The following is a 13,144-nucleotide window of genomic DNA, read 5'->3' as shown; positions in this document are numbered from 1 at the left end:
CCATGGCGAGGAGAGGCGTCATTCGCGGTGGAATGACGCCCATGCCCCACCAAGCTCCCCCAACTACCCTGACCCCATGGACCCCAACGACGCCGCCGAGCTCGCGCGGCGCATGCGGGCGGCCGTGGTGACGGAGGTTCCGCGGCGACGCTGGGTGCTGCCCGCGGTTGCGCTGTTGGTCGCCGTGATCGTCGCGCTGGTCGTCATGCTGGCGCGGGGCTAATAGCCGGGCGGCCCGTCTGACTGACAAGCCCGTACCCATCCACGATACTGACAGTATGACTGTCAGCGATCTGTCCGCACCACTCACTCTCCCTTGCGGGCAGGTGCTGCCGAACCGGCTCATGAAGTCGGCGCTGAGCGAGGTGCTCGCCGATCGCCACGGCGCACCCGACCACCGGCTCGAGCGCCTGTACGCCACGTGGGCGACCGGCGGGTACGGCCTGCTCGTCACCGGCAACGTCATGGTGGACGGTCGACAGATCGGCGAGCCCGGCAACGTCGTCGCCGAGGACGAGCGCCACCTCCCCCAGCTGACGCGCTGGGCCGCGGCGACCCGCGCGCACGGCGTCCCGCTCTGGATGCAGCTCAACCACCCCGGCCGCCAGGCCAACCCCATGGCCCTGCGCAGCACCCCCGTCGCCCCGAGCCCCATCGCCGTCAAGATCCCCGGCGCCAGCACGCCCCGCGAGCTGACGGGCGCGGAGATCGAGGACGTCATCGAGCGCTTCGCCACGACCGCCGCGATCGCCGAGAAGGCCGGCTTCGACGGCGTGCAGGTGCACGCCGCCCACGGCTACCTCGTCGCCCAGTTCCTGTCGCCGCTGTCGAACCAGCGCACCGACGACTGGGGCGGCGACCCCGAACGACGCATGCGGTTCGCGATCGAGGTCGTGCGGCGCGTCCGCTCGCGCGTCTCCCCCGGCTTCGCGGTCGGCATCAAGCTCAACTCGGCCGACTTCCAGCGTGGCGGCTTCACCGAGGAGCAGTCGAAGGATGTCGTCGCGGCGCTGTCGACCGAGGGCCTCGACCTCATCGAGGTCAGCGGCGGCAGCTACGAGTCGACAGCGATGTTCGGCGCGGCCGCCAGCACCGTCGAGCGCGAGGCCTACTTCCTCGAGTACGCCCGCGCCGTCCGCGAGGTCGCCGGCGACGTGCCGCTGGCCGTCACCGGCGGGTTCCGCTCGCGCACCGCGATGGAGTCGGCGCTGTCGTCGGGCGACTGCGACGTCATCGGCCTCGGCCGCCCGACCTGCACGACCCCGGACGCCGCCAACGTCATCCTCGCCGGCGCCGACGCGCGCATCGCGTCGCACCGCATCGGCTTCAGCACCACCGGCCTGCTCAGCCGGGTCACGGACGTCAAGGCCGTCAACAGCGCGATCGACCTCGGCTGGCACGAGGACCAGCTGCACCGCATGGGCGCCGGCCTGCAGCCGGACGTCTCGCGCACCAAGCTCGCCGCCGCGGCCTCGCTCGTCCGCCGCAACGGCCGCGACGCCTTCGCGAAACGGCGCGGCTGAGCGCTCAGCGGTAGCCGCCGTCGCGCAGTCCGGCGTCCTCCTCGGTGTCGTTTCGGCGCACCAGCCGCTCCCACAGGTAGGACGCGACGAAGCCGGCCGGACCCTTGTCGGCCCACTGCCGCGCGTGCCGCTCCTCGTGGTGCAGCAGACGGTCGAGGTCGAGGCGTCCCGCCCGGGTCGACCCGTCCGCGGCCTGGTGGCGTGAGCGCCCCGACCGCACCAGGGCGCGCAGCTCGGCCGGCGCGTCGACCCGCGCGATGTTCAGCAGGAACAGGTCGCCGTACGTGGTGCCGCCGCGCTGGCTGAGGACGTCGAGCAGACGGTCGCCGCCCAGGCCCATCAGCATCCCGTTGGGCGTCGTCACCAGCCGACCACCGCGGAAGTGCACCACCGGCACGCCCCGGCGGTACGTCCAGTCGTTGGCGCGCTGCCGCTCGGCGATGCGCCCCACCTCGTCGGCCGAGTAGGGCGTCTCGTCGAAGTCGAGATCGGTGCCCGACGTGCCGTACCCGGTACCCGCGTTGACGACGTACGTCATCAGCACGGCTCTGCGGGCGTCGTCGGCGCCGATGTCGTCGGGCAGCAGGTAGAACGTCTTGCCGTCGGGGTCGACGAGCTCCTCGAACCGGTCGAGCACCCCGACGTCGTCGGGCAGGATGCCGTGCCGGCGGACGACGTCGCCGACCGTCTCGGGCTCGACGCCACGCCGCACCGCGTTGTCGAGCCAGCGGCGGTACGCCCCGGGACGCCCGCCCTCAACCACGCAGCTGAGCGGCCAGGGGGCAGTCGAAGGGATCGCGCGCCCGCAGGCCGACGTTGTTCAGGTAGTCGACGACGATCGCGTACGACCGGAACAGCCCGACCTCCATGTAGTCGACGCCGATCGACTCGCAGTGCGCCTTCACGAGCGGCTGCGCCTTGCGCAGGTTGCAGCGCGGCATGCTCGGGAACAGGTGGTGCTCGATCTGGTAGTTGAGCCCACCCATGGCCCAGTCGACGACCGGGTTGCCGCGGACGTTGCGCGACACCATGACCTGGCGGCGCAGGAAGTCGAGCTTCATCTCGGGCGGGATGATCGGCATGCCCTTGTGCGCCGGCGCGAACGACGCACCGAGGCAGAAGCCGAACACCGCCATCTGCACCGCGAAGAACGCGACGGCCTTGCCGAGCGGCAGGAACGTCAGCAGGATCGCGACGTAGACCGCGAGCCGGGTCACGACGAGCCACAGCTCGGTGCGGCGCCACGGCTGGTTGGACGTCTTGTCGCGCGCCGCCCGGATGCTCTCGGCGTGCAGGTTGAGTCCCTCGAGCGTCAGCAGCGGGAAGAACAGCCAACCCTGTCGCTTGACGAACCATCCCGCGAAGCCGGTCGTGCGCTGCGCGACGATGCCGGGCGTGAACGCGATCGCACCGGGACCGATGTCGGGGTCGTAGCCCTCGAGGTTGGGGCCCTTGTGGTGCATGTTGTGCTTGGCGCGCCACCACGCGAAGCTCAGGCCCGCGAAGCCGCCGGCGAGGATGCGCGCCGTCCACGAGTTCCACGAGGCCGAGGCGAACATCTGCCGGTGTGCCGCGTCGTGGCCGAGGAAGCCGAACTGCGTCACGATCACGCCGAGCGCCGCAGCGAGCGCGAGCTGCCACCACGAGTTGCCGAGGACGAAGAACGCGGCCCAGATGCCGAAGAAGGCAGCGACGTGCACGCCGATCTGCGCCCAGTAGTAGCCGTGCCGGCGCTCGAGCAGGCCCTCGTCCTTCACGGCCCGCATCAGGTCGGTGAACTGGCTGACGTAGTCGGACGCCCCAGTCCTGGTGGAACTCAGCTCGGTCGTCATCGGCCGCCCCCTCAAGGCTGGTACCTCGAAGGACCGGATCGGCCACGGCGAGGCGGTGCCCCTTGAGTGTGGCACGGGTGCGTGTCGAGCAGGTGTCCGAAACCTGTGAACTTCGGCAGAACGCCTCAGCCGAGGACGAGCAGGAGATCGCCGCCCTCGGCCGCCCGCGGGTCGGCGACGACCAGGCGCACCACCGTCCCGGCGGTGGCCGCCGTGATCGCCGCCTCCATCTTCATGGTTTCGATCGTCGCGACCGTCTGGCCCGCCTCGACCACGTCGCCCTCGGCGACGACGGCCTGCACGATCCCGGCGAACGGGACGGCGACGTGCCGCGGGTTGCCGGCATCGGCCTTCTCTGGCGCCACGGTGCCCCTCCTGGGTCGGGGCGCCCCGACCTGCGGCGCCGCCGTCACGGTACCGCGACGGTGCGTCAGGCCTTGAACACCCGGGTGCTCATGATCATGTCGGCGAACGTCCGGTTCTCGCGGTCCCACAGCGGCCACAGGTAGCCCAGGCCGCAGGGCAGCCCGTCGAGGACGTGCACGAGCTGGCGGGCGAAGGTCAGGCCGCCGCCGATCGGCTGGTGGGTCGACTCGCCGAGCACCGTGATGCCGACGATCTTCTTGCCGATCGTCTGGCCCGTCGAGCCCTGCCGGATGACCCAGTTGAAGACGAACCAGCCGATCGCGAAGACGACGTACACCAGGAACGGCAGCCCGCTGAGCTGGAAGGCGAAGCCGTTCTCGCTCGTCTGGCTCTCGCCGAACGCGGCGGCGAGCACCGTGAACACGATGCCGGTGGGCAGGCTGTCGATGATCAGCGCACCGACGCGGGCGATCCAGCTCGCGTACGGACGGTTCGGGGTGCCGTACGGCGGGGGTGCGGACGCGGACATGGGAGCTCCTGAATCAGGGATGGACCCACACCGTAGCGACGGCGCCGCCTCCGCGGGGCGTTTTCACGGACACGGCGTCTCCATGAAAGATCACAGGGGCGTGAGGCCCGTGATCTTCCAGGTGCCACCCTTCTTCTGCGCCGTCACCGCGAGCTGCGCCGCCGAGACGCTCGACTCCTGGTCGGCGGCCCGCCGGCTCGACTGGTCGAGGAAGACCAGCAGCGTCGCCCGGCCGTCGCGCAGCTCCTTGACGCCGATCGCCTGCACCTGCGCGGTCAGCGTGAGCTGCTGCCCCGGTGCCCGCTGCTGCAGTGACGCGAACAGCGTGTCGTACTCGGTGCGGGCCTTGCCGGCCAGCACCGCGTCGGCAGCCGCCTCGGTCGTCGCGGGGTCCTGGTAGTCGTACGTCAGGATGCGGCCGAGCGCCTGCGAGACGCTCGACTGCACCTCGGCAGTCTTGGCGTCGATGACGGCGGCGTTGGCGGACGCGTCGTCGCCCCGCAGGTCGAACCACGTCCACCAGGCGACCATGCCGACGGCCAGCAGGATCGTGGCCAAGGCCAGCGGGAGGATGCGTCGGACGGTCGTCATGACAGGCTCACCGCCACCTGCTGCAGCGACTCGAGCTTCCAGCGCCCGCCGATCTTGACCAGCTCGGCCGAGAAGCGGTTGCGCTTGACGGTCGGCTCGCTGTCGGGCGCCGCGGCGTCCTTGACCGTCACCTCGACGGCGGCGATGACGGTCGCGGTGTCGGCGTCGGCGTCGATCACCGCGGCGTCGGCCACGCGCCCGGTCGATATCTTCTTCTGATCGGCCAGCAGCTTGCGGTCGTCGGCGCTGACGCCGGTGAGCTGGTCCTTCAACGTGCCGGTCGTCACCTGCGACCACGCCTTCACCCCGGCGTCGACCGAGCGGTAGTCGAGCGTGTTCATGGTCTCGATCGCCTGCCGCGCCTCGATCAGCACGGTGTCGCGCGTCTGGGCGGCCGCACGGTCGGGATCGCGATCGGCGTGCCACCCCATGAACACGCCGGACGCCGCGACGAGCGCGGCCGCCAGCACCAGCGCCCATCGCGCCCGGCCCTGCCCCGTCCGGGTTGCCGCCGGTTCGGGCGTCCGCTGCTCGTGGCCGTCGACGTCGTCTGCCCCGGTCTCGTCGACCGGTGTGTCCACCTGGCTCGTCATCGTGCTCCCCCCATGAGATCGCTCAGCGAGTCGGCGACGCCGACCCTCGGTGCCGCTGTCGTCGTGCCGCGCGAGCCATTGTCGCCCACGGCCGCCGTGGCGCCCGGCTTCTTCGGGACGCTTCTCGGCCCGCGGACCTCGCCGCCCGACGACGGTGCCATGGTGCAGCCCGCCCGCGTGTTGAACGGGCGCCCCTCCCCGGTGTCGAGGCCCGGACGCACCTGCGTGTCGCCGTAGCCGCTGGTGCACGGCAGCGGGTCGAAGTACGCCTGCGCGAGACCCAGGTTGAGCCCGCGCGAGCCGTTGACGGCCCAGCCGATGCTGAACGCGGTCGGGATCGTGATCAGGGCGTCCTCGACCCCGTCGGCGTTCGTGCCGAAGACCTGGGCCGTCGAGACGAGGTTGCTCATCAGCAGGCCCAGCGGCGTGCCGACCTGCGTGAAGAGCTTGTCGATCTCGCGGGCCGCCGCGGGCGTGCTCTCGATCAGCGCCCGCAGGTCGCCGTCGGAGCTCTCGAGCGTCGACGCGATCGTCCGCAGGTCCTGGCTGAAGCCGCGGATGCTGCCGGCTGCGGCCTCCTGCGTCGCCAGCACCCGACCGGAGTTCTGGATCAGCTGCGACGTCACCAGGAAGTTGGTGTCGGCCGCCTCGATGAACGTCTGCGACGTGTCGAGCAGGCGCGAGAGGTTCTGCCCGGCGCCCTGCGTCGCGTCGTAGGTCTCGTCGATGACGGTCGTCAGCGAGCCGGTGTCGACCGAGCCGGCGAAGTCGCGGGCGCTGCGCAGCACGTCCTCGACCGGGGGCGGCGACGAGTCGCCGCCGGCGGTCAGGCGGTCGCCGCCCTTCAGGGTCGGCCCGCCCGTCGAGTCGCTGCGCAGGTCGATGTACTGCTCGCCGATCGCCGACCGGTCGGCGACCTTGACGCTGACGTCGGCCGGGATGTCGGTGCCACCGTCGAGCCGCAGCACCGCCTCGGCGCCCTGCGGCGTCGCGGTCAGCGAGCTGATGCGCCCGACCGGGACGCCCCGGTAGGTGACCTCGCCGTTCGCGAACGCCCCGGCGGCATCGGGCAGGTCGACCGTCACCGAGTAGCTCGACCGGGTGAAGTCGATCCCGACGTAGCGAGCGCCCAGGTAGCTCGTCGCGAGGAGCGCGACGGCCACGAACACCAGGAGCTTGGCCCTGATCCCTGCGGTCAGCATCACTCACCACCGTCCTTCGGCGTCGGGGTCGGTGTCGGTGTCGCCGTGGGCTCGTCGCGGGTCGGCGTGGGTGACGCGGACGGTGCCGCCGTCGGCTGGGACGGCGAGGGCTTCGACGGCTCGGGCGTCGTCGGGCTCGGCGTGGTCGGCGCGGGGCTCGACGGCACCGACACGGTGGGCCGCGGCATGCCGGGGACGGCCGAGTCGGTCGGCGGCAGCAGCGAGGGCGACGGCGCCTTCTGCGGCAGCCTGCGCCGGTCGGCCGATGTCGCCGGTGCCGAGGCGTTGGGGTCCTCGACCTGCGGCCACGAGCAGCCGATCGCGTCGCAGCCGGTCGGGAGCGTGCGGAAGTTGGTCTCGAGGAAGACGTTGAGGTAGTCGCCCTTGATCGCCCCCAGCACCGAGTCGGGGAACGGGTACGTCAGCAGGATCTGCAGCGACTCGGGCAGGTCCTGGCCGGACTTCGCGAGCTGCTGGAGGATCGGCTCGAGCGCCTGCAGGTCGGCGACGATGTCGTCCTGCGCGGTGTCGAGCGTGTCGACCGTGACGGACGACAGCCGGTCGAGCGAGCGCAGCATCGACACGAGCTGCTTGCGCTGGTCGACCAGCACCTTCATGCCCGGGCTCAGGCCCTCGAGGGCCGAGGCGATCTTGGCCTTGTCGGAGTCGAGCGTCGTCGACAGCGCCGCGAGCCCGTCGAGGGCCGACGTGATCGACTCCTTGCGGTCGTCGAGGGTCGAGACGAAGGCCTCGATCTGTCGCAACGACTTCTTGACGTCGTCGGTGCGGCCGGCCGAGACCTTCTGCAGCTCGCGCGAGATCTCCTGGAACTGGCCGATGCCGCCACCGTTGAGCACCATCGACAGCGATCCGAGCACCTGCTCGACCTGGGCGGCCTGCGACGTGTCGGCCAGCCCGAGCCGGTCGCCCGAGGCGATCGCGGGCCCGGCCACGGCGGTGTCGGGGCGCACGAGGCCGACGTACTTCTCGCCCAGCAGCGAGGTCTGCTGCAGACGCGCCGTCGTGCCGGCCGGCAGCTCGGCGTCGCGGTTGACGACGAGCTCGACGCGCGCGCTGCGGCCGTCGGGGTTGAGCGTGATCCTCTGGACGCGGCCGACCGCGACGTTGTCGACCTTAACGCTCGACTGCGGCACGAGGTCGAGGACGTCCTCGAAGTCGGCCGTGATGTGCAGCGGGTTCGATCCGACGTCGGCACCGCCGGGCAGCGGGGTGTCGTAGACCCCGCCGGACAGCACGCCGCACCCACCGAGCGTCAGAGCGGCCGCGACGCCGGCCCCGATGGCCGCGAGCCGCCTCATCGGTCGTCCCCCTGGGTCGGCAGCAGCAGCGGCGGTGCGGAGCCCGACGACTTCTGGGTCTGGCCGCCGTCGGACCAGATCGACGTCTCGTTGAGGTTGGCCCGGCCGTCGAGCGTGTTGTTCTGCGCGTTGTACGACCGCAGGAAGTTCTGCAGCACGAGCGGCACGAGCCGCACGGACTCCTCGAGCGAGTCCTTCTGCTTGACCAGCACCTGGGTCGGGCCGAGCAGGTTGTCGACGCTGGTCTTGATGGTCGCCCGGTTGTCGCCGATGAAGTCGTCGACGATCGCCAGCGCGTCGCCCAGGTTGGTGATCGCGTCGGCGAGGTCCTCGCGGTCGTCGGCGAGGTAGTCGGTGACGGCCGCGAACTGCCGGTTGACGTCGGCGACGCCCTGGTCGTTGGCGACGAGCATGTCGTTGAACTCCTTGAAGTTCGCGATCGTGGCGAACAGGTCGTCGCTGGACGAGGCGAGCGTGCCGGTGGCACGGCCGAACTCGTCGATCGTGCGGTTGATGCCGGTGCCGTTGCCGGCGAGGTTGCGGGCCGCGACGTCGAGCAGGTCGGACAGCGCGCCCTTGCGGTTGGCCCCGTCGGGGCCGAGCTGGGTCGCGACGTCGGTCAGGCTCGTGTAGAGGTCGTCGATCTCGACGGGCGTGGCGGTGCGGTCGCGCGGGATCACGGCGCCGTCCTTCAGCCGGGTGCCGCCCGTGTCGGGCTTGGTCAGCTGCACGAAGCGGTCGCTGACGAGCGTCGGCGCGACGATCACGGCGGCCGTGTCGGCCTCGACGTGCTGGCCGCGCTCGAGCTGCATCGAGACCCGCACGACCGGCCCCTCGGGGTCGACGTCGGTGACGGTGCCGACCTTGACGCCCAGCACCTGCACCTCCGAGCCCGGGTAGAGGCCGACGGTCGACTCGAACAGCGCGTCGACCGTCGTGCCGCCGCCGTGCGACGAGCGCCAGGCCAGGAGCCCGGCGACCACCACCAGCAGCACCACGGCCGCCCCGATCGTCCTGCGTGTCGCGGTCATCGTCCGCCTCCCTTGGCCGGCTTGCAGTTGCGTGCGACGTCGTTCTCGAGCAGCGGTCGCTGGTCGTCGCCGAACAGGCCGCAGACGTAGGAGTCGACCCACGTGCCGTTGCCGAGCGCCGACGACAGCACCCGGTAGTAGGGGCCCAGCTTCTTCAGCGCGGCGTCGAGGTTGGCCTGGTTGTCCTGCAGGATGCGCGAGACGTCGTCGAGCTTGGCCAGCGCGGGGCGCAGTGCCTTCTCGTTGTCCTTGACCAGGCCCTGCAGCTGGACGCCCAGGCGTGCCGTGCCGTCGAGCATCTTCGAGACGGTGTCGCGGCGCTGCTCGAGCTCGTCGAGCAGCGAGCTGCCGTCGGTGATGATCTTGGCGAACTCGGCGTTGCGCTCCTTGAGCGTGCCGCTGACCTTGCTGGTGGCGGCGAACAGCTGGTCGAGCTCGGCGTCGCGGCTCGAGATCGTCCGTGACAGGTCGGTCAGGCCCGACACCATCGTGCGCACCGACTCGGGGGTGTTGCGGAACGCGTCGCTCAGGGCCGTGAAGCTGGCCTCGAGCTGGTCGGTGTCGATCGTCCCGATCGAGTCGGACAGGTCGGAGAACGCCTCGTTGACGTCGTACGGCGTCGTCGTGCGCGCGAGCGGGATCGGCCCGTCGAGGTCCTTGGAGCCCAGCGGGTCGACCGCGAGGAACTTCTGGCCCAGCATCGTCTTGACCTTGACGGCGGCGGTCGACTGGTCGCCGAGGTCGTCGATCTTCGCGCGGAACTTCACGCTGACCACGGCGCCGTCGAGCGAGATGTCGACGACCTTGCCGACCTTGACGCCCGCGACGCGGACTTCGTTGCCCTCCTTGAGCCCGCCGGCCTCGGCGAACTGGGCCGTGTAGACCTTGCCGCCCCCGATGATCGGCAGCGAGGCCGCGTTGAAGGTGAGGGCGAACACGACGGCCATGATGGTCATGCCGATCAGCGCGATCGCGATCTTGTTGCGCTCGGCGAACGCGGTGGGGAACGTCGTGGTCATCAGCGGCACCTCTCCGCGACGGGCTGGGCGCCCAGGTCTCCGAAGTAGCCCTCGGGTCGGGGGATCTTGCCCTCGATCGAGCAGGCGTAGAAGTTGATCCACGAGCCGTACGACGCCGTGCGTCCGATGCGGTCGAGCTTGACCGGCAGCGTCGCGAAGAAGGAGTCGAGCTGCGGCTCGGCCTTCGCGAGGTTGCCCGCGAGCCCGTCGAGCGCCGTGATGGAGCCCTTGAGCGGAGCGCGGCCGTCCTCGAGCAGTCCGGCGACCGACGTCGTCAGGTCGCCCAGGCCGTCGAGCGTGCTGCCGATCGTCTTGCGGTCGTCGGCCAGACCGCTGACGAGCTGCTGCAGCGTGACGATCGTGGTGTCGAGCTGGCCCGAGCGGTCGTTGACGACCTGCAGCACCGAGCTGAGGCTCGTGATGAGCTCGCCGATGACCTCGTCCTTGCGGGCCAGCGTCGACGTGAGGCTCGCGGTGCTCGACAGCAGACCGTCGACCGTGGCGTCCTCGCCCTGGAACACCGCCACGATCTGCCCGCTCAGGGCGTTGACGTCCTGGGGGTCGAGCAGCTGCAGCAGCGGCTGGAAGCCGTTGAACAGCATCGTGAGGTCGAGCGCCGGCCGGGTGTGGTCGAGGTCGAACGTGTGGCCGGCCCGCAACGACGGCGCCGATCCGGTCGGCGGATCGAGCGAGATGTACCGCTGGCCGATCAGGTTGCGGAAGCGCAGCTCGGCGACCGTCCCCTCGACCAGGGGAGCCGACCGCGAGACTCTGAAGGTGACGAGGGCCCGGCGCCGGTCGGTGACCTCGACCTTCGTGACGGTGCCGAGCTTGACGCCCGACATGCGCACGTCGTCGCCGCGGTTGAGGCTCGTGGCGTCGGTGAAGACCGCGTGGAACTCGCGGGTCGCCCCTCCGCTGTCGTTGCGGATCGTCGCGGCCAGCGCCACGGTGGCGAGCACCGTCACGACGACGAACGTGATGCTCTTGATCAGGAGCCTGGTCATCTCAGCACCACCTGCGTGCCGCGCAGCGACGGTCCGAGGAGCAGGCTGCTCCACGACGGGTAGTCGTCGGGCGCGATGCCCTGCGACGGGGCGACGATCTCGGCGACGAGCTGGTTCTCGGCGGGCGAGTTGGCCTGGCCGAGCCCAGCGCCGGCGCCGATGCGCTCGGGGATCGTCGTGCGCGGCGGCGCGATGGTCTCGGGCTCGCCCGCCGCCGCGGCGGCGGTGCTCCGGGCCGGCGTCGTGCCGACCTTGCCGGTGACGTAGGGGCAGCGTGCCTGCCGCCCCGACGCGAACGTCACGGCGTCCTTGCCGGCGAGGTACTTGCCGCGGCTCGGGACGACGTTGAGCCGCACGTGCAGGCCGGGCTCGTCGGTGCCCTTGCCGAGCACCTTGTCCATCGCGGGGATGTACTCGCGCGCCGACTTGAACAGGCACGGGAACTGCCTGGCGTACGGCTCGACGGCCTCGAGCGCGGCCCGGCTCTCGTCGGCCAGGACCTCGATCGTCTGCCGGTTGTCGCTGACGAAGCCCTCGGCCGAGTCGGCCGAGCCGATCACGGTCGCGTAGATGTCCTTGAGCGTCGTCTGCTGGGCGACCAGCGTGCGCGACGTCGTGGTCAGGGTGTCGAGGGCGTCGAGCAGATCGGGTGCCGCGGCGTCGTAGACGCGGGCGACCCGGCCGAGACGGTCGAGGTCGTCGGTCATCTGCGGCACCAGCGGGTTGAGCCTGTCGAGGTAGGAGCCGAACGTCGTCAGCGTGTCGCCGATCTGGTCGCCGCGGCCCCGCAGCGTCGTCGACAGCTCGCCGAGCGTGGCCGACAGCTTCTCGGGCTGGATCGAGTTGAGCACCGGCAGCAGCTCGTCGAAGACCTGCTCGAGCTCGACGGACTCGTCGCTGGTGTCCTGCTGGATCACGTCGCCCGACGAGAGGCCCGTGTCGGTCGCCGACGCGGGGGTCACCAGCGAGACGTAGCGCTCGCCGAACAGCGTCTTGGGCAGCAGCCGGGCCGTGGTGTCGCGCGGCAGCTGCTCGGCCGTGCCGGGCTCGAGGGCCAGCTCGACGACGGCTCCGTCGGCGTCGGACGACACCCTGGCCACCGTGCCGACCGGCACGCCGTTGAGCTTGACGTCCGAGCCCTTCTGCAGCGCGTTGCCGACGGGGCCGGTGCGCAGGTCGACGTCGGTGCTGGCCACGAAGGCGCGGTCGTACGTCAGCACCGCGACGGCCACGAGCCCCAGCGCCAGGGCGACGTAGCCCAGGCCGAGGCCCACGTCGACGAGTCGCCGGCTCATCCGGCGATCCTGACCGTGGTCGTGGTGCCCCACAGCGCCATCGACAGCAGGAGGTCGAGCACCGCGACGGTCACGATGCTGCGTCGCACGGCCGTGCCGACCGCGATGCCCACTCCGGCAGGCCCGCCCGCGGCCTTGAAGCCCAGACGGCAGTGGATCAGGATGATCAGCACCGAGAAGATCAGCACCTTGACGAACGACAGCAGGATGTCGATCGGCGGCAGGAACAGGTTGAAGTAGTGGTCGTACGTGCCGGGTGACTGGCCGTACAGGTAGATCGTCACGAAGCGCGCGCCGGCGTACGACGTCAGCAGGCCGACGACGTACAACGGGATGATCGCGATGAAGCCGGCGATGACGCGTGTCGTGACGAGGTACGGCACGCTCGGCACGGCCATGACCGTCAGCGCGTCGACCTCTTCGTTGATCCGCATCGCGCCGAGCTGGGCCGTGAAGCCCGAGCCGACGGTCGCCGACAGGGCCAGGGCCGCCACGAGCGGCGCGATCTCGCGGGTGTTGAAGTAGGCCGAGATGAAGCCGTTGAGCGTCGACGTGCCGATCTGGTCGAGGGCCGCGTAGCCCTGCATGCCGACGACGCTGCCGACGAACAGCGTCATGCCGAGCATCACGCCGATCGTGCCGCCGATCACGGCCAGGGCGCCGGAGCCGAAGCTGACCTCCGACAGCAGCCGCAGGACGTCCTTGGGGTAACGGCGCAGCGTCGCGGGGATCCAGGCCAGCACCCGGCCGTGGAAGCGGATGTCCTGGCCCATGTCGGCCAGGCGGTCGACGGGCCGGTCGAACCAGCGGGGCTCGCGGGGCGCGTGTGCGGTCATG

The 13,144-nt window shown here is 71.0% G+C and carries 15 protein-coding genes; 2 read left to right on the top strand and 13 right to left on the bottom strand.

The annotated features are described in order from the left end of the window. The first annotated feature begins 76 nt into the window (after window positions 1-76). Both ASD10_RS18640 and ASD10_RS04015 read left to right on the top strand, forming a co-directional pair. Window positions 77-223, top strand: coding sequence for a hypothetical protein (locus ASD10_RS18640; RefSeq protein WP_157432446.1), 147 nt, complete (start codon window positions 77-79; stop codon window positions 221-223). 55 nt (window positions 224-278) lie between these two features. Next, the gene (locus ASD10_RS04015) at window positions 279-1,523 is read left to right on the top strand and encodes an NADH:flavin oxidoreductase/NADH oxidase family protein (protein WP_056604989.1); all 1,245 of its coding nucleotides are present in this window, start codon (window positions 279-281) and stop codon (window positions 1,521-1,523) included. Window positions 1,524-1,527: 4 nt separating this feature from the next. On the opposite strand, the gene ASD10_RS04010 is transcribed toward ASD10_RS04015, so the two are convergent. The 13 genes from ASD10_RS04010 to ASD10_RS03950 form a co-directional block, all read right to left on the bottom strand. Further along, complete coding sequence (locus ASD10_RS04010) at window positions 1,528-2,286, bottom strand: hypothetical protein (RefSeq protein WP_056604987.1); 759 nt, start codon at window positions 2,284-2,286, stop codon at window positions 1,528-1,530. Further along, the gene (locus ASD10_RS04005; protein ID WP_056604984.1) at window positions 2,279-3,355 is read right to left on the bottom strand and encodes an acyl-CoA desaturase; all 1,077 of its coding nucleotides are present in this window, start codon (window positions 3,353-3,355) and stop codon (window positions 2,279-2,281) included. Before ASD10_RS04005 ends, ASD10_RS04010 begins: the two co-directional genes overlap by 8 nt. 125 nt (window positions 3,356-3,480) lie before the next feature. After that, window positions 3,481-3,720: a biotin/lipoyl-containing protein gene (locus tag ASD10_RS19290; RefSeq protein ID WP_056604982.1), complete on the bottom strand. Its 240-nt coding sequence runs from the start codon at window positions 3,718-3,720 to the stop codon at window positions 3,481-3,483. Window positions 3,721-3,785: 65 nt separating this feature from the next. Then, the gene (locus tag ASD10_RS03995) at window positions 3,786-4,250 is read right to left on the bottom strand and encodes an RDD family protein (RefSeq protein WP_056604980.1); all 465 of its coding nucleotides are present in this window, start codon (window positions 4,248-4,250) and stop codon (window positions 3,786-3,788) included. Between the two features lie 90 nt (window positions 4,251-4,340). Next, window positions 4,341-4,841, bottom strand: a complete 501-nt coding sequence (locus tag ASD10_RS03990; protein WP_056604978.1) for a hypothetical protein — start codon at window positions 4,839-4,841, stop codon at window positions 4,341-4,343. Beyond that, entirely contained in the window at window positions 4,838-5,434 is a 597-nt protein-coding gene (locus tag ASD10_RS03985) for a hypothetical protein (RefSeq protein WP_157432445.1), read from the bottom strand. Before ASD10_RS03985 ends, ASD10_RS03990 begins: the two co-directional genes overlap by 4 nt. Continuing rightward, a complete protein-coding gene (locus ASD10_RS03980) occupies window positions 5,431-6,636 on the bottom strand; it encodes an MlaD family protein (RefSeq protein ID WP_056604972.1) in 1,206 nt (401 codons plus the stop codon). The genes ASD10_RS03985 and ASD10_RS03980 overlap by 4 nt, the downstream gene beginning before the upstream one ends. Continuing rightward, window positions 6,636-7,955: an MCE family protein gene (locus ASD10_RS03975; RefSeq protein ID WP_082556010.1), complete on the bottom strand. Its 1,320-nt coding sequence runs from the start codon at window positions 7,953-7,955 to the stop codon at window positions 6,636-6,638. Before ASD10_RS03975 ends, ASD10_RS03980 begins: the two co-directional genes overlap by 1 nt. Next, complete coding sequence (locus ASD10_RS03970; protein WP_082556009.1) at window positions 7,952-8,986, bottom strand: MCE family protein; 1,035 nt, start codon at window positions 8,984-8,986, stop codon at window positions 7,952-7,954. Before ASD10_RS03970 ends, ASD10_RS03975 begins: the two co-directional genes overlap by 4 nt. Further along, window positions 8,983-10,005, bottom strand: a complete 1,023-nt coding sequence (locus tag ASD10_RS03965) for an MCE family protein (RefSeq protein ID WP_056604966.1) — start codon at window positions 10,003-10,005, stop codon at window positions 8,983-8,985. The genes ASD10_RS03970 and ASD10_RS03965 overlap by 4 nt, the downstream gene beginning before the upstream one ends. Further along, window positions 10,005-11,012: an MCE family protein gene (locus ASD10_RS03960; RefSeq protein ID WP_056604962.1), complete on the bottom strand. Its 1,008-nt coding sequence runs from the start codon at window positions 11,010-11,012 to the stop codon at window positions 10,005-10,007. The genes ASD10_RS03965 and ASD10_RS03960 overlap by 1 nt, the downstream gene beginning before the upstream one ends. Beyond that, the gene (locus tag ASD10_RS03955; RefSeq protein WP_056604959.1) at window positions 11,009-12,307 is read right to left on the bottom strand and encodes an MCE family protein; all 1,299 of its coding nucleotides are present in this window, start codon (window positions 12,305-12,307) and stop codon (window positions 11,009-11,011) included. The genes ASD10_RS03960 and ASD10_RS03955 overlap by 4 nt, the downstream gene beginning before the upstream one ends. Then, entirely contained in the window at window positions 12,304-13,143 is an 840-nt protein-coding gene (locus tag ASD10_RS03950) for an ABC transporter permease (RefSeq protein WP_056604956.1), read from the bottom strand. The genes ASD10_RS03955 and ASD10_RS03950 overlap by 4 nt, the downstream gene beginning before the upstream one ends. Window position 13,144 lies beyond the last annotated feature (1 nt).

Origin of the sequence: Aeromicrobium sp. Root472D3, assembly GCF_001426485.1 — a bacterium.
In the GTDB taxonomy this organism is placed as follows: domain Bacteria; phylum Actinomycetota; class Actinomycetes; order Propionibacteriales; family Nocardioidaceae; genus Aeromicrobium.
This window is presented reverse-complemented; position numbering and strand designations above follow the sequence as displayed.